This is a genomic window from Streptomyces sp. NPDC050988 (assembly GCF_044456225.1).
In the GTDB taxonomy this organism is placed as follows: Bacteria; Actinomycetota; Actinomycetes; order Streptomycetales; family Streptomycetaceae; genus Streptomyces.
In genome coordinates, this window is the sequence record NZ_JBITFQ010000006.1 from 303,086 (window position 1) to 323,715 (window position 20,630).

Here is a 20,630-nt window from a genome sequence, read left to right on the forward strand (position 1 = left end):
GCTGCTCACCTAGTACGGAAATGCCGTCACGACTTTTCCGTCGTTAACGATTACGCGGACGCCAGTTAGCTCGCCTCCACCATTCGCCGAGCCAGCCCTCCCGACAGGGGTTCCGAAATCCCACTCGTAAATCTGACCAGGGCGGGCCGCACCTGTAACAGGATCCGGAGTATTGGGCTTAGGCGTTCCCCGATTGATTGTGTCGGCTATTCGCTGGCGAACATGCTTCTCCTTACCGGTGAAGATTCCAGCCGCGTCGTCCACCAGTGCACCTCCGGGCCGGTGACGGTCGACAATGTGCTGCCAGTCTCCATTGTCCAGCGCCGCAGTTCCGCACAACCCATTCGAATTGTGAACCAGGACCGGCGTAGCCCCCGCCAGCACATAGTACGTGTGCAGATCATCAACGGTGAGATTGTACGTGCGAGCGTGCTGCGTGTAAGCGCGGTTGCCGGTGACGATGACCGTGTCACCGTCGTCCGTGAGCAGGGTCATTCCCGGCGTAAGGCTGCTCGCTTCGATCCAGCTCTGCTCGGACGGAGACCAGAAAGGGTGCTCATGGGTCGCCGTGAGCTCCTGGATGCCGTCTTCGGTGGCTATGGAGAGCTCGTTGAAGTGCTTGTCGTCCTCGGTGCGGATAAGGCGGGTCACTTCTCGGGGGCCGGCTTCGCCGGTCTCGGGGTCGGTGGCCAGTACCTTGTCACCGAGCTCGATGTCCTCGATGTCCTTCGTGGTGCCGTCGGCCATGAGGACATCGGTGCCGGCCAAGAAGCATTTACAGTTCGCAGGAGCCTTGCCCTTGATGTCGTTGTCCGCCTTCTTTCCGGCGTCTACGGCATCGTCCGCCTTCTTGACCTTGGCGAGCTTCAGAAGCTTCAACGCTTTGAAGAGCGGTACATCCCCCAGGGCAGACCCGCAGTCCATGGAGATACCCGGGTCTTCTTTGCACCCCTTCCAGGCCTCAACATCCGGCAGGAAGAAGGACAAGGCGAATTTCACCGTTTTCAGCGCGGGATCATTCACCTGCTTGTAGGGGCCGAGTACCGGGGCAGGCCCCGGGCTGGGCTGCGGTACGGGCTGGGTGTTGCTGATCGGTGGAGTCCCACCGCAATTGATGTTGCAGGGGCGAACCGGCTTCGGCTTGCTCTGATCGACGGCTTCGCCAGGGCGTCCATTGCCCTGGGTGCCGTCAGGGCGTGTGGGACATGCGTTTTGGTTGGGGCCGGTACCACACGCGAGCCCAAGTCCCGTGGGGTCGGTGAAGCTGACGGGACTGTTGGCAGCGTAGCTGTAGCCGTTGAGAGTTTGAGGCTTGTCCGTCTCCAACAGAGGGTCGACGCTGATGAACTGTCCAATGGCAGAGTCGTATTCGCGGGCCCCGACGTGGACGAGTGCAGTTGTCGTGTCGTTGGTCTTGCCCAGGAAGGTCTTGTCGTCGGGCCAGGACCCCCCGCTGGGCGTGCCGCGTTCCGCTCCGAACGGGGTCATGTGGCGTTTGGTGACCGTCTGGGAGGCGTCGGCGCTGATGGCCAGGCTGGACGTGCCGTGGTGGTCACCGGCCAGGTAGGTGAGCTTGTTGGTGCCGTTCTGGTTGGTGCGGACTGCTGCAGAGCCGTAGTACCGCTGAGCCCAAAGGGTGTTGTCGGCAGTGAGGTGGAGCTCCGTCGCTCCGGCGTACAGGACACGCTCACCGTCCTGTGTGTTGCGGATGAGCAACTCGCCGTTCGCGTCGTACAGATAGGTGGTCGTCGCGGACGGTGTCCACTGCTGAGCCCCAGTGCCGTTGCACCCGTAGATCTGCAGGTCGGTACCGTCGGTGTCGTCGGAGGACGGTACGTCCAGGCACTTACCGGTCGCCGGGTGGTAGAGGGACGCATCGTCCGCCCGTTGGACGAAGGCCTGGGCCTGGCTTCCATCACAGGTGGACAGTTCGACCTTGGTCCCATTGACGGTGGCGCACTTACCCAAGGCTTTGAGCGTGTCGCCCGCACGGTCCCATTCCTGGGCCTGGGAATCATTGCAGGTGTAGAGCTGGATGGGGGTGCCGTCCGCGGTCTGGCTGCTCTGGACATCCACACACTTGCCGGCCAGCCCCTTGATGGCTCCCGCCGTTGAATCAAGGCCCGTTGCCTTGGTGACCTTGCCCTCGGCGTTCCAGTCGAGGGTCTGCGTGGTCCCCCCGACACTGCGCACCGTGGTGTTGCCGCTGGTGTCGTACCGGTACGTGTTGGCCGGGTTCGCACAGTCGGCCTTGGTGGTCGTGCCGCGCAGGGCGTGTGGGCGTGCGTCGTCGTAGCAGTAGGTGGTCTTGGTGTTGCCGCCCGTCTTGTGCTGGGTCTCGCTGGTGCGTTGACCGGCATCGTTGTAGGTGTAGCCGGTCCAGTACGGCGCTGGGCCGGACAGGTTGTCGGCTCCGCGAGCGTCGGAGCACTTCTGCGAGGACGGCGTCCAGGCTTCCGCGAGCCGGCTGTAGCCGTCATAGGCGAAGCACTGGGTCTCGGCGGCGCTGGTGCCACCCAGGTCTGCGGTGTCAGCGATGGAAGTGACGTTGCCGACCTGGTCATAGCTGTAGTTCAGATCCTGCAGTGTGTACGAGTGAGTCTGGTCTCGGACGTAGCTGCGGAGCAGTCGGCTCGTCCCTTCTTCGTACTTGTTGGAGATGTAGGACTTCTTGTGCTCCTCCGTGTTGGCGGTGCCCACAGTCAGCAGGATCGCCTGGCCCAGCGCGGAGTATTCGGTGTCCAGTAGGTAGCCGGTCGAGCCACCGATGGACGTCACCTGGCCGAGGGCGTTGTAGCCGTACTCTACGATCTCCGAGGACAGCCCTCCGAGAGCCGGTTCCTGGGTGTTCTGCAGGGTTCCGTCGAGGTTGTAGTGGCTGCTGTGCGTCAGCGTGGCGGGGGCGCCGGCCTTGACGAGTGGATCACCGGCCGGAAGGTCGAGCTTGGTGCCGACCGGGCGGGACAGGCTGTCGAATTCCGTGACCGTGGTCGTGTATGCCTGACCGCCCTTGCCACCGACGTACCGCGTGGAGGAGACCGCCTGACCCTTGAGGACGGAGTCGTAGGTGTAGTCGGTGAGCTGGTTGGCGTCCGTCTTCGACCCGGCCCAGGTGCCCGTGCTTCGGCCCAGTTCGTCGTAAGCGGTCAGGATGCTCTTGCCGCGAGAGTCGGTGCTCTTGGCTACTCGGTCAAGGACGTCGTACTCAATGTCCGTCCTGCCCTTGTCGGGGTCGTCGACGGTGATCTGGCGGCCGAACAGGTCGTAGCCGTACGTCCACTTGGTCTTGTCCGGGCCGGTGATGGAGGCCTGCTGATCGTCCAGCGCATGGGTGAACTGGGTTGCCGCGTACGGGGACCCTGGACCGGTGCCGAAGGCGGCGTCAGCCGGACTCTCGCCGGCATACTGGCGGGTCTCGATGGTGCGTCCGCGCGCATCGGTGATGGTCCGGGTGGCCGAGCCACCCTGAAGAGCGGTGGAAGCGGTCGAGTCGCCGGTGTAGCTGGTGGTCGTCGACCACTTCTCCACGCCGTACACCTGCACGGTGGTCGTGGACAGGCGTCCCGCACCGTCATGGACGGCCCTGGCTTGCGCAGGGGACTCGCCTGACTCGGCACGGTTGTACGTACCGTCTGGCGTTGAGCTCGTGTCAAAGATGTCCGCGTACGTCTCGTAGGCCAGTCCGCGGGTGTCGTAGCGGGTGTCGGTAAGTAGGCGACCGCCTTGCGGGGTGGGTGTCTGTGTCTGCAGGGGACGCAGAAGTGAGTCGTAGAGCTGGTAGGCAGTGTTGTACGTCGTGCCGTCTTTCTTCAGGGTCGAGCTCGACACCCAGGACGGTGTGGTGGCGCTGAGCCGGTAGTCGTACGTGGTGTTGGCGCTGTATCCGCCGGCCCTGTTGCGGTTGGGCAGCCAGACCGCGGTCAGGCGCCCCAGCGCGTCATAGGCGAATTCGGTCTTCTTCAGGTTCGCGTCATAGACGCGCAGGGCGACCCCACGCGCAGCGTCCAGGAAACTGGTGATCTTGTGCGTCTTGGGGTTGGTGACGATGGTCTTGGACAGAGGGCCCGCAGCCGCAGGGGTGTACTCCGTGGTCGCCGTCTTGTCGTCCGCATTTGTGACGGACACTTGTCGTCCGAGCGTGTCGTACTCCGTCTTTGCCGTGGTCTGCCAACCGGAGGGCGGACGTTGTCCGTCGGAGGCCGCCGCGGTGGCGTAGCCCGTGGCACGGCCGGTCCAGGAAGCCGCGCCCTTGGTGGGCGTCTGGGTGGCGACCCAGGTAGTGGCGGCCGGGTTGTCGTAGACGGTGGCCGTGTCCGCCAGCACATCGCCCCGTGTCGCAGACGTGGCTGGGAGGTTCAGGCCGGCGTCGGTGACCGAGCAGGACTGACCGACCGTGCGGGAGCGGGAGACCAGACTGGTGATTCCCGCATCGGCATTGCGGGCGTACCACGTGCGAGTGCAGGTCTGGTCGCCTCCCTTGCCTGCCTCACCGGAGTCATCAACGAAGGTCGCCATGCCGTAGTCGTCATAGGTGGTGGCGACGGCACGAGCGCGCCAGGTCTTCGGCCCGGTCAGATAAGTGTGTGTGGTTGTTTTGTCGGTGCGAACGTAGCGGGCCACGTGGTCGGCGGCATCGGGCACGCTCTGGGTGACCGTCTGCTTCGACCAGAAGTCATTGACCACCGAGGTGATCGGGCTCGCGCCGTCGTACGTGACCTGCTGGCGCAACTGGCCGGCGTACTGGTCGCTGTCGGTGATGCCTGCGATGCCAAGAGCTGGAGCAGCCAACGGGGCGATGCTTACCGAGCGGGTGGTGCCGTCCTTCTTGCTGTCGCCGTCCATACCCTGCAGGTAGAGGGAGACGGTCTTGGACCGCGTGGTCTGGGTCGCACCGGCGTGGACGGTGACCTGCCTGTAGCCACGCCAGTCGGACCAGGTCCGTTCGTTCTCCGGTGTGAACGGGTCGTCGCTGTAGTGCCAGGCCGCGCCGCTGTAGTCGTATGCGTGCTCCACCGCATCGTTGTTCGCAGCCGGGTCCGAGACTCCGACGGCAAGTACCCGGTACTTGTGGAACCAGTCCACGGACGCGTTCTCAGCGCCATTGATGTTCCAGTACTGCGGATAGCAGGATCGGGTGTTGGTGTCCTCCGCCGCGTCGATCACCTCGCTGCGAACACATTCTGGCGAAGACAGCGTCACCGCGGTGATCCCCCCGGTCTCCGAGGTGACTGTGGAGATGCGTGGGTGGGTCAGCGGCAAGATGTTGTCGGTGGTGCCGTCCACCCGGTTCTTGCGCCACTGATAGGTGAATGAGATCGGGTTCACAGCGATGTTCGTATCGCCGGTCTTGCCGGTTCGCTTGATCGAATCCAGGGTGAGAACGTGGTCGGAGGTGTCCCCGATGTCGCCGCCATCTCGATACGTCTGATTGAGCGCCCAGGAGTCGACCGCGTCGTAGGCGCCGGTGGACGTGTTCCAGGAGAAGGTGTTGACGCCGGTCAGCCGCTTGCGGCTGAAGAACGAAGGGCCCGCCGAGTTGCATTCGTCGTCGCCGTTGCTGCAGAGGGCGTCGAAGGGCACGTCCGGCCAGTTCTTGGCCGTGTCCTCGGTCAAGGACGAGCAGTCGTCCGCCGTGCAGCGCTCAGCGTGGCCGAAGGTGACCTTGGCATCTGCGTCGTCGGTGAACAACTCTCCCTTACGCAGGCCGTACTTGATCTCCTTCAGATAGCCACCACGGGTGTATGAGGCGTTCGCGGTGGTGGACTTGTTCTTCTTGTAGTGGTTGGACTCCTTCTCGTACCAGTACGTGGTGGCGTTGCCGTGGGTGTCCTCCACATAGTCGAGGTTCCACCGCCAGGCCTGCGTCTCCGACCGGTCGGCGAAGGCGTCTCCGTTGCCATATCCGGGCTCATCGGAGTCGTCGCCGAAGACGGGGACGGTCCAGGTGGAGTTGGTGCGTTGGTCGCCGGCTCCGTCGAGTTTGTTGAGACCGAAGACGTATTTGGTTCCCTCACCGGTGATCACGGTCCAGCGCTCACCGTTGTTGTCGCCATTGGCCGCGTCCGTGGAGCGGGTCACGGTGGAGGCGTCGTCGTTCTCCAGCCGCCACGTGCTGTCCCAGGTGCCGGACTTCTTCACTAGGCGGGTGGACTTGCCGTCGATGACCAACTGAGCGTTGTCGTATTTCCAGCACCGGTCGAAGACGTCGCCATGTCCGTCGTCGTCGCAGGAGCCGTAGGTGCGCTCGATGTAGGACTCGGTCAGGGAGAACCCTTCGCCGACCGCCGTGCCCTGGTTGTTGGTGGTCGCGGTGCGTCCGTCGATACTGCCGGAATCGTAGGACAGCGATATCTCGGGTGGGGGGCCAGCCGCGGCAGGCGGAAGGAAGAAGTCGTGGGACCAGGTGAAGGAGCCCGAGCTGCCACCTGCCTGCCATGCGGAAGAGGCCGACAGTTCGGTCGCCGAGTAGTCGCCGGATCCGTTGGGCGACGGGCCCGCTCCCGCGCCGGCGGCGGTGACTGCGAGGACTGTCGTGTCCGAGGCGGCGGCAGCGCTGCGCGCTGACTGCGAGGACAGCCCACTCTCGGCCTCGGCCAATGCTACGTCTGCCGACAGCGTCTGATCAGCGAAGTCGTTGTCCGACTTGAGCGGTGACTGGATACGGCACTTCGGCTTCTCCGGCGTCGTCAGAACACAGGCAGGCAAGCGCACCAGCCGCAGCCGTTGGGACCATGCACCACCAACCGCCGACGCGAAACCGCTGTAGTCGACGCTCAGTTGGGCCGTGCCAGTACGGTCCGCCTCCGCGGTCAGCAGCACCCCTGTGATGCCTGCTTTCTTCGCGGCCTTTCGGTCGAGGACCGTGATCCGTGCCGTAGTGCCGGCTCCCGCGCTGTGTTTTCCTCCCGCGCCCCGGATACTGACAGGCAGACCGCCAGGCTCAGCCTGTGCACGCCTCTTGGCCTGCAGTTCGACGACCGCCTCGCCCTGCTTGGGCCAGCCGGTCTTCTGCTCGGCCTGGGCCCGTCTGGACCGTTCGGCGTCGGCTTTCTTTGCCTTCGCTACCTTCTCGCGTGCCTGCTTCGCCCCGGGGCCATCGAACTTCTCGACTTTACTCACGCGCTGGTCAGGCACGTCCGGCCGGCCCAGGCCCTTCCCGTCCTCTGCCTGCGCAACGGGTGCCAGGCCTCCCGCCGCCAGCAACGACAGCGCCAGCGCCGGTACCAGGGAGCGTGTGAAACGACGCCCCGCCTCACCGCGACGCCGCATTGAGGTGCCTATGCCAAAGCCCATTGATTGCCCATCCCCACCCGAATGCCCCGCAAGCCATAGGCCTGCCTTCGACCAGCCATGCCCTGGATGTGGGCGGGTGCCGCTCGCGACCCGCCCACGCTTGTCGTCAGTCGCCTACGCGGACCTCGATCTGGTCGGAGCTCGCCATCGCCCCGGACCACAGCCGTACTTCGGCAATTCGTCCAGGCAGGAAGTGCTTCCACGCACCGCTGGCAAAGGCCTTTCCGACCGCGAAGTCACCGCTGCCGACCTTCGCGGTGTACGCCGTGAGGTCGCCGTTCCGCTCGTACCCGAGATAGAGGCTGATCGTCCCGTCGACGGAGTCGTGAACGCCGGTCAGCCGCACCGAGGTGTCCATGGCGGCGACTTCGTCGGAGACCACCGAGGAAAAGGTGCCGTCGGCGTTCAGGCGACCGAAGTGCCAGCTGCCGACCGGAGCTGTGACCTCCTCCATCGTCTCCTCATCGAGAACGGTGTCCTTGCCGGTCAGCTCGTACCACATGCCCCACGCCGAGCCGTCTGTGGTGCGCTGCCCGATGACTTGTCCCGTGTAACCGATGTCCTTGGACAGGAGTTTGGCCGCATCCAGTTTCACCAGAGTGGTGGCTGTGAACGACGAACTGTCGTCAACAAGCGGGCCTCCGGCCGCAGCCGCGTCGTCAACGCCGTCGAGGGCAATGTTCTCGCCGTCGAGCGAAGCACCCCCCGCCAGCGTGAGTGTCTTGCCGTAGCCGGACGTCGTATCCGCGACGGTGGTGCCGCTCCCGCGAGCCGCTGAGAAGTCCGCGACCAGTTCCGCGCCCGCGTACTTGTCCGAGATCAGCAGCCGGGCCTCGTCACGGATCTCCTTCGGCGTCAGTGCACGCTGCCACACCGCCGGCTCGTCGATGGAGCCGTGCATGAAATCCTTGTACGTGTCGGCATGGAGCACGCGGCCGATCTGCAACGGTCCATCCGCCTCCCATGAGGTCCCGGCATCCGTACTGCCCTGGAAAACGCCGTTCACGTAGAGACTGATCGTCCTGGTGGTGACGTCATGGACACCGGCCACGTGGGTCCAGACTCCACGCGAAGAGGAATGGCTGGACTTGACCTCGTGATACGTGTGATCGGTGGACAGCACCCGCATGCTCCAGTAGTCGCTGCCATCCACCCCGTAGGACAGGTAGAAGGGACTGAACTTCTGTGTCCAGGGACTCGCCGTCGGGCTCTGGCTGAGCACCGTCAACGTGTGATTCGCCGTCGGATCGACACGGACCCAGGCCGCCACCGTGTACGACGAGCGGGTCTCCAGCACCTGGCCATCGGTGGCCGCGTATCCGCTGCTGCCGTTGAGAACCAACCCCTTGTCGGTGACGGCGCTCTCCAGCGGTTGGCCCTCGGCGTCGTGGGTGACCAGGCCGCGGCGCCCGCGGTCGTCTCTTGCTGCGTCACCGCCCAGCGAGGCGTCGTCATTCCCGTCGGTGGTCGCGGAGTCCAGCGCGGCGCCGCTGGACTCGTCGAAATGCCAGCGCCCGACTGTGGGCTCGCCTGCGGCCACCAGGAAGTCCACGACATTCTGTGCGCCCCAGCCGAGGCTGTCCTTGGCACGCACATACAGTGAGTACGTACCGGACCGTTCAGGGACGATATCCCTCGTCACGGTCGAGCCGGTGATCGCGGACGACCACGCGTCTTCCGACGACAGCTTGTACTGGTAGGCGACGTTGTTGTCGCCCGTTGCAGGACCGAAGGTGAACGTGCCCTTCACACCCGGACCGCCACCCGCCGAACAGACGCTGGGAGTGCACTCGCTGTACGGCGAACCGACGGTGATCGTGGGGGCCTTCGGGCGGGTCGGGTCGGGCTTGAAGTAACACCATCCTGTCGTCGAAGCGTTCGACGGGCCGGAGAGGTAACTCCCGCCGTTGTAGTACGAGCGCACCCACGCCCTGTATCGATAGAGCGTGCCCTCGGTGAGCTTCGACCAGTTCTTGGTGACCGTCTTCCCATCACCGGTATAGCCCGTGGAGGGGCTCAAGTCTCCCGTCCCCGCAGCGGCGTCCGACCATGTTCCATCGCTGTTCCGCTGATCAAGGTCGAAGTACACCCTCAGTTGTGCGTCCTTCTCACCGCCGGACTTGGTCTGTGCCGTAGCCATCAACTGAGGCTCGAGAGAGGACGCGATCAGGGGATCCGAAGAACTGGTCTCGCATACCGGCTTGTTACCGATGTTCACTCCGATACCGGTCGGCTTGTCCGGCAGACCGACGAAGTCCACCGACAGCACCGCATCGTTCTTGAAGCGCTTCCACGCGCCGGTGTCGGACTCGTCATGCGCCTTGATCATCAGGGTGAAGCGGGAGAATTTGCCGGCCGCGAAGTCCCGGACGGTAGGCGTGAGATTCTCGTTGGACTCGTCAGGGTTGTCGTTGAACTCGATAGGCGCGTCCGGCGAGTCCGGATCGCACAATGAGCCTCGCCCGGCAGAGACGTATCGGTCCCCCATGAGGTCCCAGCCCATCGGACGCGAGGTCCACGTCGTCGAGGAGGAGATGTTGTCCTTCGTACGGACCAGGTCCACCCAGCGCGGGTCGCACTGGAACGCCCAGGGTTCGGTCACCTTGAATGAGGCGTCCAGGACTCTCTTGCCCTTCAGACTGGCCGGGGAGAACTCGAAGTAGAGGCGTTGCACATAGCCCGGCCCGCAGTAGTAGTTGTTCCAGACACCGCACTCGCCGACCCCCTTGCCCAGGCCGTCGTCTCCGTTGCCCCAGCCGTACGACTCATACCCGTCGTCGCGCAGCAGCGTGCGCTCCGACTCGCTCCAGGTGATGTTGGGGTCGATGTACAGCGGGAACGCAGAAGCATCAGTCTTGGAGAGCATGTTCACGTCCGGCACCACGGACAGCGCGTCCTCCGTGACGTCAACGTCCATTCTGACCACGGTGTCACTGGGGCCCGGCTCAACGCCTTCCTCCGAAGAGTCACTGTTCTTCGCAGGATCTGCAGCCCCTGCTTCTGTGGCCCCGGCAGCCGATGCAGTCAAAGACATCGACTGTGTCCCGGCGGCCGCACCGGCGGAGTCCCACATCTGAGCGGGCGGAGCGCGGAAGACTCGGTTGCCGTCATCGTCAACCGCAGTGAGATTGCCGGCCTTTCCTTCAAGGATGTCCAGGTCGCGAGCCTTGAGGGAGTAGTCGATCTGCCTCAGTTCGTCGCTTGCAGCCGCTTCCGGCGTCTTGACGACCAGCACATGCCGGAAACCCTCCGTTGAGGCCGTCACCTTCAGGTCGACCCCTGGAAGCACCTCCTGGTAGAGCGCACTCGCGCCGTGCAGCTCCGGTGTGGGCAGTTTGCCCCTCCAGCCCAGTTGGAGTGATCGCCCCCGCTCGGTGATCTTCACAAGCGGGTCGCTCTCACCGCCACCGGAGAACTCCATCTCCACCGCGGCCGCCTTCGGTGCGACCGCTCCGTCGGACCGCACCTCCAACGTGGCATCGGGCACCTGCCAGCCGCCACCCGGCTTGGGCACCCGTACCGGGACCGCGGACTCTTCCAGGGTGAACGTGTAGCCGTCCGGATTGCCGTAGACGGTCGTGCGCTCCGAGCGCTCGCCCGTCACCTCGACCCGCGTCCCCGATGCCTCGGCCTCGGCCAGCGCTTTCTGCCCTTCCGACAGAGCTGCTTCCGGCAGGTCCGCGACCGCCTGCGCAACCGGCAGCGCCCCTGTCACAGATGTGGCGCCCAGCAGCAGCGCAATAGCAAGAGCGGTGACCACCGCTCGCCCAGGTCTTCTCTCCACACCGCCAGCACGGTGTGCCCCCCACCCCAACCCCACAACCCACCCCAGACCAGCGACCAAGACATGACAATTTCTCGGTACAAGAATCACCAAGTCCACGAGAAAGTGAACATCTCGTGATCACACTGTGACCAAAGAGGCTTTAGGGGCAAAGGATGTCTACCCGCACGTTCACGCCCGGGCGAACGCCCTTCACCCGCACCGCGACCGTTTTCGACAAGGCGGTCACCCGTTCACAGGCGCGGCCCGCGCCCTTCGGGTTTGATCCGGCGGTTTACCGACGACATATCCGTGACCTGCTGAAACGGAGCTGCCCACGCCGCCAGGAACTCCAGTCTGACACCCGTTCACGTCATTTCTGACGTCTCATCAGGAGGCGTACGACCCCGACTGCCACTTTCCTCGGTAGGGCAGGGGCGTGACCGACGCAGCGGCACATGGGGGTGCCGCGGGTCGTGCCCTCTCGGAGGAGCAAGCAACGATGCGCACAGCCCGTCCGCTGACCGGTACCGCGCTCGCCGTCGCCGCGGTGGCGCTCGCCGCCGCCCCCGCGTACGGCGCCGGAGCCGGAGCCGGGTCCATCGAGCTGTACCCGGCCACGGTCGCGCCCGGCGCCGAGGTCACGGTGAACACGGCGGCGTGCGGTGCGGCGGACGCGGTGTCGGGTGACGCAGGTGCCGTCGGCGCGGGTGCCTTCACGCTGCTGCCCAGCGCGCACGAGGGCGACGCGGTCGGGCTGTTCCGGGTGCCGCCGTCCGCCCAGCCCGGCACGTACGAGATCGTCGCGCGCTGTTCGAGCGGCAAGCGGATGACGGGCGACCTGGTGGTCACGCTCACCTCCACCGAGGAGAGCGGCCAGCAGGTCCACCCGAGAGGAAGCGTGAAGACGGGGGTCGGCGGCGCACTGGGCCCCGACCCCGTGCAGACCGCGGCGGGAGTGGCGGCCCTGGCCGTCGCCGCCGCGGGCGGTACCTGGCTCCTGCATCGCCGGGCGAGAGGCGACGGGATCTGACGGACACCTCCGCTGTCCGTCCGCCGGTACCGCCGTCCCCTCCCCCTCCGGGCCCGACGCCCCTCGCGTCCCGGAGGGGGACGCGGGACCGGGCGCCCATACGAACAGGGGACCAGGGGCCCAGCGGATTCGAGGACCCCGGGAACCCCCACCCCCGCAGAAGAGGAGACGTACGTGCACCGGCTCACCACCGTGTCGATGGTCGCCGTCACCCTCGTCGCCCTCCTCTCCGGTGCCTGGCTGCTGCGCAGTGGGGCCGCGACGCACGCCCCGCCGCAGCCCTCGGCCGCGCAGGGGCGCGCGGGCGCTCATGTGGACCGGCCCGCCGCCGCCGCGCTGCCGCCCGCCCCGCCCGAACGCGTCCGTATCCCCTCGATCCGGGTGGACGCCCCGCTCCTGGGCCTCGGCCTCACCCCACAGGGCAGCCTCGACGTGCCGCCGGCCGACCGGGCGAACCTCGCCGGCTGGTACGAGGCCGGTACCGCGCCGGGCGAGACGGGCACCGCGATCGTCGCCGGCCATGTCGACAACGCCGAGGGGCCCGCCGTCTTCTACCGCCTGGGCGCCTTGGAGAAGGACAGCACCATCGAGGTCGAGCGCCGCGACGGCAGGGTCGCCCTCTTCTCGGTCGACGCGGTCGAGGTGTACGACACCCGGGACTTCCCGGACGAGAAGGTGTACGGGGCCGCGCGGCGCCCGGAGCTGCGGGTCATCACCTGCGGCGGCGGCTACTCGGAGGCGACGGGCTACCAGGGGAACGTAGTCGTCTTCGCCCATCTGACGGGCAGCCGGTAGAAGCCGGTCGGGCCTGCGTCCACGTCGGCCGCTATGCCAGCCACTGCTGGTACGCCAGGTTCGCCACCAGTGCGAAGACCACCGTCAGCAGCACGATCCGGACGAACCCGCTGCCCTTCTTGAGCGCGGTGTGCGCCCCGACCATTCCGCCGACGAGGTTGAAGACGGCCATCAGGGCGGCCAGCTGCCAGTACACCGTGCCCTGCCAGGCGAACATCGCGAGCGCGCCCGCGTTCGTGCAGCAGTTGACGATCTTCGCGGTGGCGGAGGCGGTCACCAGGTCGAGGTGGAGCAGCGCGGTCAGGGCGAGCACCAGGAACGTTCCCGTGCCGGGGCCGACGAGTCCGTCGTAGAAGCCGATGCCGAGGCCCGCGAGGCCGATCGCGGCGAGGACGCGGCGTGGGGAGACGGGCGCGGTCGACGGCGCCGTACCGAAGGCGGGCCGCAGGATCACGAAGGCGCCGACGCCGAGCAGGACGACCATGACCACCGGCTTCAGCACGTCGGTGCTCATCCCGGCGGCGACGAGCGCGCCGCCCGAGGATCCGGCGAGAGCCGCGAGACCGATCCGTACGGCCGTGCCGACGTCCACGGGCGCCTTGCGCGCGTACGTCACCGCCGCGCCCGTGGTGCCGACGATCGCCACGGCCTTGTTGGTGCCGAGCGCGTACTGGGCGGCCGAGCCCGAGTTCGGCAGCCCGAGGAGCAGTACGGGGAGCAGCAGGAGCCCGCCGCCGCCCACCACCGCGTCGATCCAGCCCGCCGCGAGAGCGGTCAGGCACAGGACGACGACCATGGTCAGCGATATGTCGGGCATGATCGCGACACTATGGACGAGGTAGATGTGCCGTCCACGAATCCTGTGAACCTTGAGGATCTTCAGAGGTTCGGGGCCGGCGGGTATGGGCGCTCCTGCTCGCTGTCTCAGGCGCCCCCGCCCGCCGCCTCCAGGCCCTCAGCCCGCCGTCTCCAAGTAGCGCAGGACCGCCAGCACCCGTCGGTTCCCCGTGTCGGAGGGCAGCAGGCCGAGCTTGGTGAAGATGTTGGCGATGTGCTTCTCGACGGCCCGTTCCGAGACGCCGAAGGACGTGGCGACGGCGTGGTTCGTGCGGCCCTCGGCCATCAGCGCGAGCACCTCGCGTTCGCGGGGCGTGAGGGCGTCCAGGGCGTTGGCGCGACGGCTCGCGCCGAAGAGCTGGGCGACGACCTCCGGGTCGAGGGCGGTGCCGCCGGCGGCGACCCGTTCCAGCGCGTCCACGAACTCCCCGATGTCGACGACGCGTTCCTTGAGCAGGTAGCCGACGCCGCCCGGGTTGGTGCCCAGGAGCTGGGCCGCGTACTTCGTCTCGACGTACTGGGAGAAGATCAGCACCCCGGTGCCGGGGTGGTCCGCGCGCAGGCGTACGGCGGCCCGCAGGCCCTCGTCGGTCTGGGTCGGCGGCAGCCGGATGTCGACGACTGCGGCGTCCGGGCGGTGCTCGGCCACGGCGGCGAGCAGCGCGTCGGCGTCCCCGACGGCCGCGGCGACGTCGACGCCCCGCAGCTGGAGGAGCTGGGCCAGCCCGTCGCGCAGCAGGGCGGAGTCCTCGGCGATGACGACGCGCATATGGCCCCCGTGATCAGTTGGGCAGCTTGAAAACGCAGCTCAGTACGGCGGCTCAGTACGGCAGCTCGACCGTGACCACCGTAGGGCCTCCCGGCGGGCTGTCGCAGGTGAGCGTGCCGTCGACGGTCCGTACGCGGGTCAGCAGGCCGGTGAGCCCGGAGCCCGCGCCGATCGCCGCGCCGCCGCGTCCGCCGTCGTGGACGGTGAGCCGCAGCAGCCCGGCGCGGGCGGCCACCGTCACCGTGGCGCCGGCCGCCCCGCTGTGTTTCGCCGCGTTGGCGAGGAGTTCCGCGGCGCAGAAGTAGGCGATGGACTCGACGGCGGGCGCGGGGCGGGCCTCGATGTCCGTGACGACCTCCACGGGCAGGGCGCTGTCGGCCGCGAGGGTGGCGAGGGCCGTGTCCAGGCCCTGGTCCAGTACGGGAGGGTGGATGCCCTTGACGAGGTGGCGCAGGTCGGCGATGGCCTGCTTGGCGTTGCCCTGCGCGGTGTCGACGACGGCGAGGAGCCGTTCGCGGTCGGCGTCCGCTCCGACCAGCTCCCTGATCATCGTCAGATGCATCGCGAGCCCGACGAGCCGGGCCTGGGTGCCGTCGTGCAGGTCGCGCTCGATACGGCGGAGGGTCGCCGCCGCGTCGTCCACGGCCTGGGCGCGCGTCTCCTCCAGCGTGCGGATGCGGCGCTCCGCGTCGCTCGGGCCGAGCGTGGCGGCGAGCAGCGCGCGGTGCGGGGCGAGAGCGTGCCGCAGCAGCCAGGGGGCGGCGGCGAGGAGGACGAGCCCGGCCGTCATCGGGATCAACCACCGTGGCCAGGAGTCGAGTTGGACGCCGAGGACTTCGAGCGACACGTGCCGGACGGAGTCGCCGTCGCGCACGGTGTGGTGGTTCCAGCGCTTGAGCAGCGGGTGCAGGGCGGTCTGGGCCCCGTAGGCGTACGCGCCCAGGACCGCCACGTATCCGAGGACGGCCGTGACGGGTGTGCCCAGAGCGCAGCCGACGGCCCGCCAGCCGGCCCGGCCGAGGAGCAGGGCCCGCCGTCTGCCGAGTACGCCCCGTGCGGGAGGTGTCGGCGGCTCCTCGATCTCCAGGCCCAACAGCCGCCGCGCCAGGGCTCGTTGTGCCGTACCGAGCGCGAGCGCGCCCCGCACGGTCAGTGCCAGCACCCACAGCCCCAGCGTGGTGACGGACAGCGCCCCGCCGACGACCAGCCCCACGAGCGTGAGCACGAAGCCGACGAGGGCGAACGGGAGCGCGATCAGCGCGTAGAGGAGTACGGCGAGGGCCTTCGGCGTGAAGGCGGCGATCGGACGCCTCAGGACGTCGAGCGCGAGCGCGGCGGTCGGTCGGCGCATGTCGTCAACCTACGGTCGGGGTCCACGTGAACCCGGGGTCGGGCATCACGTGGACCTACGGTCACGTATAGCTACGGTCATGCGAGAAGCGTCGTCGCGAGGCGCGGCTGGAACGCGGCGGGGGCACGGCCGAGCTGCTGGGCGGTGTCCATGGTTCGCTCCCCCTGTATCCGCATGTGACCGTGTGTGTCCGTGTCGGCGCCCGTACGTGTCCGTGCGTGCCTGCCCGCGCGGGCCTGTCCGTGCGAGGGCTCCGGGCGCGATCCGCGCCCGGGTGGCCCGGTGCCTCAAGACTTCCCCGCCCCGGCCCCGCGGTCGATGGTGCTCGCACGGAACCCGGAGGTGGGGATAGCCGCACCCCGGCCCCGTTCCGGGCGACCTCACATCGCCCACGTCCCGCCCGCCGAAAACCCTCACATCCGCGCCCCGGCCCCGCTGAGGGCAGCGTTCCCCGCGGGAAACAGAGGTGATGCGACCGGGTAACACCGGCACCGCACGCTGCGATACATGACCTCGAATACGCGTGTGGTGGTGATCGGCGCCGGCCTCGCGGGCGTACGGCTCGCCCGCAGGCTCGGAGAGCTCGGCATGTCCGCCGTGCTCGTCGGCGACGAGGAGCACACCCCGTACAACCGGGTCCTGCTCGCGGAGGTCCTGGCCGGGCGGTACGCCCCAGAGGTCATCGCCCTGCCGACGCCCGAGCGGCTGACCCGCGGCCGGGCGGTGCACATCGACCGCGCGGAGCGGCAGGTGCACTTCGCCGACAGCTCGGTGATCGCATACGACACGCTGGTCCTGGCCACCGGTTCGAACCCGGTTCTTCCGCCCCTGCGCGGCCTGTTCGGCCCGGACCGGCACGAACTGCCCGCGGGCGTCCACGCGTTCCGCACGATGGACGACTGCCTGGGCCTGTCCAAGGCCGTACGGCCGGACACCCGGGCCGTCGTCATCGGCGGCGGACTGCTCGGTGTCTCGGCGGCCCGGGCGCTCGCCGAGCGCGGTGCGCAGGTGGTGCTGGCCCAGCAGTCCGAGCGGCTGATGGAGCGTCAGCTCGACCCGTCCGCGTCCAAGTTGGTGCTCCGGCATCTCAAGGACCTCGGCGTCGAGGTGCACACCGAGTGCCGGGTGCGCGATGTGCGCTGCGTCGGCGGTGCGGTCCGCTCGGTCGAGATGGCCGACGGGTACGCGCTCGACGCCGACCTGGTGGTACTGGCCTGCGGGGTGCACCCGAGGGTGGGCCTCGCCCAGGACTCGGGCCTCGCCGTGCACAAGGGCGTCATCGTCGACGACCAGCTGCGCACCTCCGACCCGCACATCCGGGCGATCGGCGACTGCGCCCAGCACGACGGAAACGTCTACGGTCTGGCCGCGCCCGCCCTCGAACAGGCCGATGTCCTGGCCGAGTTGCTGGCCGCGGCGGACCGGGGGACGAACTCGGGCACGGATCCGGGTACGGGCTCGCCCGGAGCCCCCGCGGGCTACACCGGCACCCGCGCCCTCACCCGTCTCACCCTCGCCCGCCCCGCCCTCGCCTCCGGCACCCCTCTCGACCTCGCCGCCTTCGGGGAGCACACCCCGCTTCCCGGCGACGACGTCATCCAGCTCACCGACGCCACCCGCGGCACGTACCGCAAGGTCGTCGTCCGCGACGACCGCCTGGTCGGCGGGGTGCTCGTCGGCGAGCTCGGCACCGTCGGCGCGCTCGCCCGCGCCTGGGAGGGAGCAGAGCCGCTGCCCTCCGACGGCGGCCCCCTGCTCCACCTGCTCACCAACGATGGAGGCTCCTGATGACCGCCACCCCGGAGGCCACGGAGGCCACCCCCACGATCGTGCTCGTCGGCCACGGCATGGTCGGCCAGCGCTTCCTCGAAGCGCTCGCCGAGCGCGGCCTGACCGCCACGCACCGCGTGGTCGTGCTGTGCGAGGAGCCACGCCCCGCGTACGACCGCGTGCAGCTGACCTCGTACTTCTCGGGGACCACGCCCGAGGAACTGTCCATGACGGACATGGAGTTCATCAAGGACCACGGGATCGAGCTGCACATCGGCGACCCGGCCGAGACGGTCGACCGGGCCGCGAAGCGGGTGACGGCCCGCTCCGGCCTGACGGTCGACTACGACACGCTGGTCCTCGCCACCGGCTCGTACCCCTTCGTGCCGCCGGTCCCGAACAAGGACGCCGAGGGCTGCTTCGTCTACCGCACGATCGAGGACCTCCTCGCGATCGAGGAGTACGCGAAGGCCAAGGCGACGACCGGTGCCGTGGTCGGCGGCGGTCTGCTCGGTCTGGAGGCGGCCGGTGCGCTCAAGGGGCTCGGACTCACCTCCCACATCGTGGAGTTCGCGCCGCGCCTGATGCCGGTGCAGGTCGACGACGGCGGTGGCGCGGCCCTGCTGCGCACCATCGAGGACATGGGCCTGAGCGTCCACACCGGTGTGGGCACGCAGGAGATCGTCACGGACGCCTCGGGCGCCGTGACCGGCATGAAGCTGTCCGACGGTTCCGAACTCGCCACCGACCTGGTGGTCTTCTCGGCCGGTGTCCGCCCCCGCGACCAGCTCGCCCGCGACTGCGGTCTGACGGTCGGCGAGCGCGGCGGCATCACGGTCGACGAGCAGTGCCGGACCGTCAACGACCCACATGTGTTCGCGATCGGCGAGTGCGCGCTCGCGGCGGACGGCCGGGTGTACGGCCTGGTCGCGCCCGGCTACGAGCAGGCCGAGACGGCCGCCGCGACGATCGCCGCCGACGAGGCGTCCTTCACGGGCGCCGACCTGTCCACCAAGCTGAAGCTGCTCGGCGTGGACGTGGCGTCCTTCGGCGACGCGCACGGCACCGCCGAGGACTGCCTCGACGTCGTCTACTCCGACTCCCGCTCCGGCACGTACAAGAAGCTGGTCATCGGCCGGAACGGCGAACTGCTCGGCGGCATCCTGGTCGGCGACGCGGAGGCGTACGGCACGCTGCGCGCGTTCACCGGCTCGGTCCCGCCGATCTCCCCGGAGCAGCTCGTCCTCCCGGCCGGCGCCGGCGCGCCCGTCCAGCTCGGCCCGTCCGCGCTGCCGGACGAGGCGATCATCTGCTCCTGCCACAACGTCACCAAGGGCGCGATCCGCGACGCGGTCACCGACCACCAGTGCACGACGGTGCCCGAGGTGAAGAAGTGCACCAAGGCCGGTACGGGCTGCGGCAGTTGCGTCAAGGTCCTCGGCCAGCTGGTCACCTCCGAACTGGAGGCGAGCGGCGTCGAGGTCGACAAGGGCCTGTGCGGCTGCTTCTCCCAGACCCGCGAGGAGCTGTACGAGATCGTCCTCGCCCTGCGCATCACCTCGTACCGCCAACTCCTGGACCGCTACGGCCGCGAGAACGCGCGCGGCGGCGACGGCTGCGAGATCTGCAAGCCCACGGTCGGCTCGATCATCGCCTCGCTGGCGCCCACGATCGGCGCCAACGGCTATGTCCTGGACGGCGAGCAGGCCTCGCTCCAGGACACCAACGACCACTTCCTCGCCAACCTGCAGAAGAACGGCTCCTATTCGATCGTGCCGCGCATCCCCGGCGGCGAGATCACCCCCGAGAAGCTCATCGTGATCGGCGAGGTGGCCCGGGACTTCGGCCTCTACACGAAGATCACCGGCGGTCAGCGGATCGACATGTTCGGCGCGCGCGTCGAGCAACTGCCGCTGATCTGGGCCCGGTTGGTGGACGCGGGCTTCGAGTCCGGGCACGCGTACGGAAAGTCGCTGCGGACGGTCAAGTCCTGCGTGGGGCAGACCTGGTGCCGCTACGGCGTCCAGGACTCCGTGCGCATGGCGATCGACCTGGAGCTGCGCTACCGGGGTCTGCGGTCCCCGCACAAGCTCAAGTCGGCCGTCTCCGGCTGCGCCCGCGAGTGCGCCGAGGCCCAGTCGAAGGACTTCGGCATCATCGCCACCGCGAGCGGCTGGAACCTGTACGTCGGCGGCAACGGCGGCGCGACCCCGCGCCACGCGGACCTCCTCGCCCAGGACCTCTCGGACGCCGAACTGATCCGCCTGATCGACCGTTTCCTGATGTTCTACATCCGCACGGCCGACCGTCTTGAGCGCACCTCGACCTGGCTGGAGCGGATCCCCGGCGGCCTCGACCACATCCGCGAGGTGGTCGTGGAGGACTCGCTCGGCATCTGCGAGGAGCTGGAGTCCCTGATGACGGCGCATGTCGCGGCCTACCGCGACGAGTGGGCCGAGACCATCAACGACCCGGAGAAGCTCTCCCGCTTCGTCTCCTTCGTGAACGCGCCGGACACCCCCGACCCGGTCGTCGGCTTCGTCCCCGAGCGCGACCAGATCAAGCCCGACCTGCCGCTGCTGACCATCGGCACGCGCCCCCTGGAAGGAAGCGCCCAGCGATGACCCTGGCCCCCGAGACGACCACGACGACGGCCACCAAGGTCCAACTCCAGCTGACAGACGGCTGGTTCACGGTCTGCGACCTGGCCGTACTGATGCCCGGCCGCGGGGTGGCGGCGCTGCTCCCGGACGGCCACCAGGTCGCGCTCTTCCTCGACCGCACGGGCCGGATGTACGCGATCGACAACCGCGACCCGTTCTCCGGCGCGGCCGTCCTCTCCCGCGGGCTGACGGGCACGCATCAGGGCCGCCCCTTCGTCGCCTCACCACTCCTCAAGCAGCGCTTCGACCTGGAGTCGGGCGAGTGCCTGGACGACGAGACGGTGAGGGTGGCGACGTACGAGGTGCGGGCGCTGTAACGCCGTACGAGGTGCGGGCGCTGTAACGCCCCAAAGGGG

General features: G+C 68.1%; 10 protein-coding genes. 5 read left to right on the forward strand and 5 right to left on the reverse strand.

The genetic code is table 11. The features are described from left to right. Positions 1 to 9: 9 nt before the first annotated feature. Positions 10 to 7,293, reverse strand: a complete 7,284-nt coding sequence (locus ACIBEI_RS17125; protein ID WP_398889438.1) for a ricin-type beta-trefoil lectin domain protein — start codon at positions 7,291 to 7,293, stop codon at positions 10 to 12. A gap of 106 nt (positions 7,294 to 7,399) precedes the next feature. Beyond that, a complete protein-coding gene (locus tag ACIBEI_RS17130) occupies positions 7,400 to 11,008 on the reverse strand; it encodes a LamG-like jellyroll fold domain-containing protein (RefSeq protein ID WP_398889609.1) in 3,609 nt (1,202 codons plus the stop codon). A 550-nt stretch (positions 11,009 to 11,558) separates the two neighbouring features. Here ACIBEI_RS17130 and ACIBEI_RS17135 point away from each other — a divergent pair. Both ACIBEI_RS17135 and ACIBEI_RS17140 read left to right on the forward strand, forming a co-directional pair. Next, complete coding sequence (locus ACIBEI_RS17135; protein ID WP_398889440.1) at positions 11,559 to 12,089, forward strand: hypothetical protein; 531 nt, start codon at positions 11,559 to 11,561, stop codon at positions 12,087 to 12,089. A gap of 198 nt (positions 12,090 to 12,287) precedes the next feature. Continuing rightward, a complete protein-coding gene (locus ACIBEI_RS17140; protein WP_398889611.1) occupies positions 12,288 to 12,884 on the forward strand; it encodes a class F sortase in 597 nt (198 codons plus the stop codon). A gap of 31 nt (positions 12,885 to 12,915) precedes the next feature. On the opposite strand, the gene ACIBEI_RS17145 is transcribed toward ACIBEI_RS17140, so the two are convergent. The 3 genes from ACIBEI_RS17145 to ACIBEI_RS17155 all read right to left on the reverse strand — a co-directional run bounded on the left by ACIBEI_RS17145 (position 12,916) and on the right by ACIBEI_RS17155 (position 15,841). Beyond that, positions 12,916 to 13,701 (reverse strand): sulfite exporter TauE/SafE family protein, encoded by a 786-nt coding sequence (locus ACIBEI_RS17145; protein ID WP_398889442.1) that lies wholly within the window; start codon positions 13,699 to 13,701, stop codon positions 12,916 to 12,918. A gap of 138 nt (positions 13,702 to 13,839) precedes the next feature. Beyond that, positions 13,840 to 14,490: a response regulator transcription factor gene (locus ACIBEI_RS17150; RefSeq protein ID WP_055616750.1), complete on the reverse strand. Its 651-nt coding sequence runs from the start codon at positions 14,488 to 14,490 to the stop codon at positions 13,840 to 13,842. 52 nt (positions 14,491 to 14,542) lie between these two features. Beyond that, the gene (locus ACIBEI_RS17155) at positions 14,543 to 15,841 is read right to left on the reverse strand and encodes a sensor histidine kinase (protein WP_398889444.1); all 1,299 of its coding nucleotides are present in this window, start codon (positions 15,839 to 15,841) and stop codon (positions 14,543 to 14,545) included. A 507-nt stretch (positions 15,842 to 16,348) separates the two neighbouring features. Between ACIBEI_RS17155 and ACIBEI_RS17160 the strand changes: the two genes are divergently transcribed. Genes ACIBEI_RS17160 through nirD form a run of 3 tightly spaced genes read left to right on the forward strand, consistent with a single transcriptional unit; the run spans position 16,349 to position 20,591 of the window. Further along, complete coding sequence (locus tag ACIBEI_RS17160; RefSeq protein WP_398889446.1) at positions 16,349 to 17,629, forward strand: NAD(P)/FAD-dependent oxidoreductase; 1,281 nt, start codon at positions 16,349 to 16,351, stop codon at positions 17,627 to 17,629. After that, positions 17,629 to 20,235, forward strand: coding sequence for a nitrite reductase large subunit NirB (nirB, locus tag ACIBEI_RS17165; RefSeq protein WP_398889448.1), 2,607 nt, complete (start codon positions 17,629 to 17,631; stop codon positions 20,233 to 20,235). The genes ACIBEI_RS17160 and nirB overlap by 1 nt, the downstream gene beginning before the upstream one ends. Then, complete coding sequence (gene nirD, locus ACIBEI_RS17170) at positions 20,232 to 20,591, forward strand: nitrite reductase small subunit NirD (protein ID WP_398889450.1); 360 nt, start codon at positions 20,232 to 20,234, stop codon at positions 20,589 to 20,591. The genes nirB and nirD overlap by 4 nt, the downstream gene beginning before the upstream one ends. The last annotated feature ends 39 nt before the right edge of the window (positions 20,592 to 20,630 follow it).

What these genes read in the sequence shown, in the direction of transcription:
- nirD (WP_398889450.1), top strand. Translation starts at nt 20,232, where the DNA reads ATGACCCTGGCCCCCGAGACGACCACGACGACGGCCACCAAGGTCCAA.
- ACIBEI_RS17125 (WP_398889438.1), bottom strand. Translation starts at nt 7,293, where the DNA reads ATGGGCTTTGGCATAGGCACCTCAATGCGGCGTCGCGGTGAGGCGGGG.
- ACIBEI_RS17145 (WP_398889442.1), bottom strand. Translation starts at nt 13,701, where the DNA reads ATGCCCGACATATCGCTGACCATGGTCGTCGTCCTGTGCCTGACCGCT.
- ACIBEI_RS17155 (WP_398889444.1), bottom strand. Translation starts at nt 15,841, where the DNA reads ATGCGCCGACCGACCGCCGCGCTCGCGCTCGACGTCCTGAGGCGTCCG.
- ACIBEI_RS17140 (WP_398889611.1), top strand. Translation starts at nt 12,288, where the DNA reads ATGGTCGCCGTCACCCTCGTCGCCCTCCTCTCCGGTGCCTGGCTGCTG.
- nirB (WP_398889448.1), top strand. Translation starts at nt 17,629, where the DNA reads ATGACCGCCACCCCGGAGGCCACGGAGGCCACCCCCACGATCGTGCTC.
- ACIBEI_RS17160 (WP_398889446.1), top strand. Translation starts at nt 16,349, where the DNA reads ATGACCTCGAATACGCGTGTGGTGGTGATCGGCGCCGGCCTCGCGGGC.
- ACIBEI_RS17150 (WP_055616750.1), bottom strand. Translation starts at nt 14,490, where the DNA reads ATGCGCGTCGTCATCGCCGAGGACTCCGCCCTGCTGCGCGACGGGCTG.
- ACIBEI_RS17135 (WP_398889440.1), top strand. Translation starts at nt 11,559, where the DNA reads ATGCGCACAGCCCGTCCGCTGACCGGTACCGCGCTCGCCGTCGCCGCG.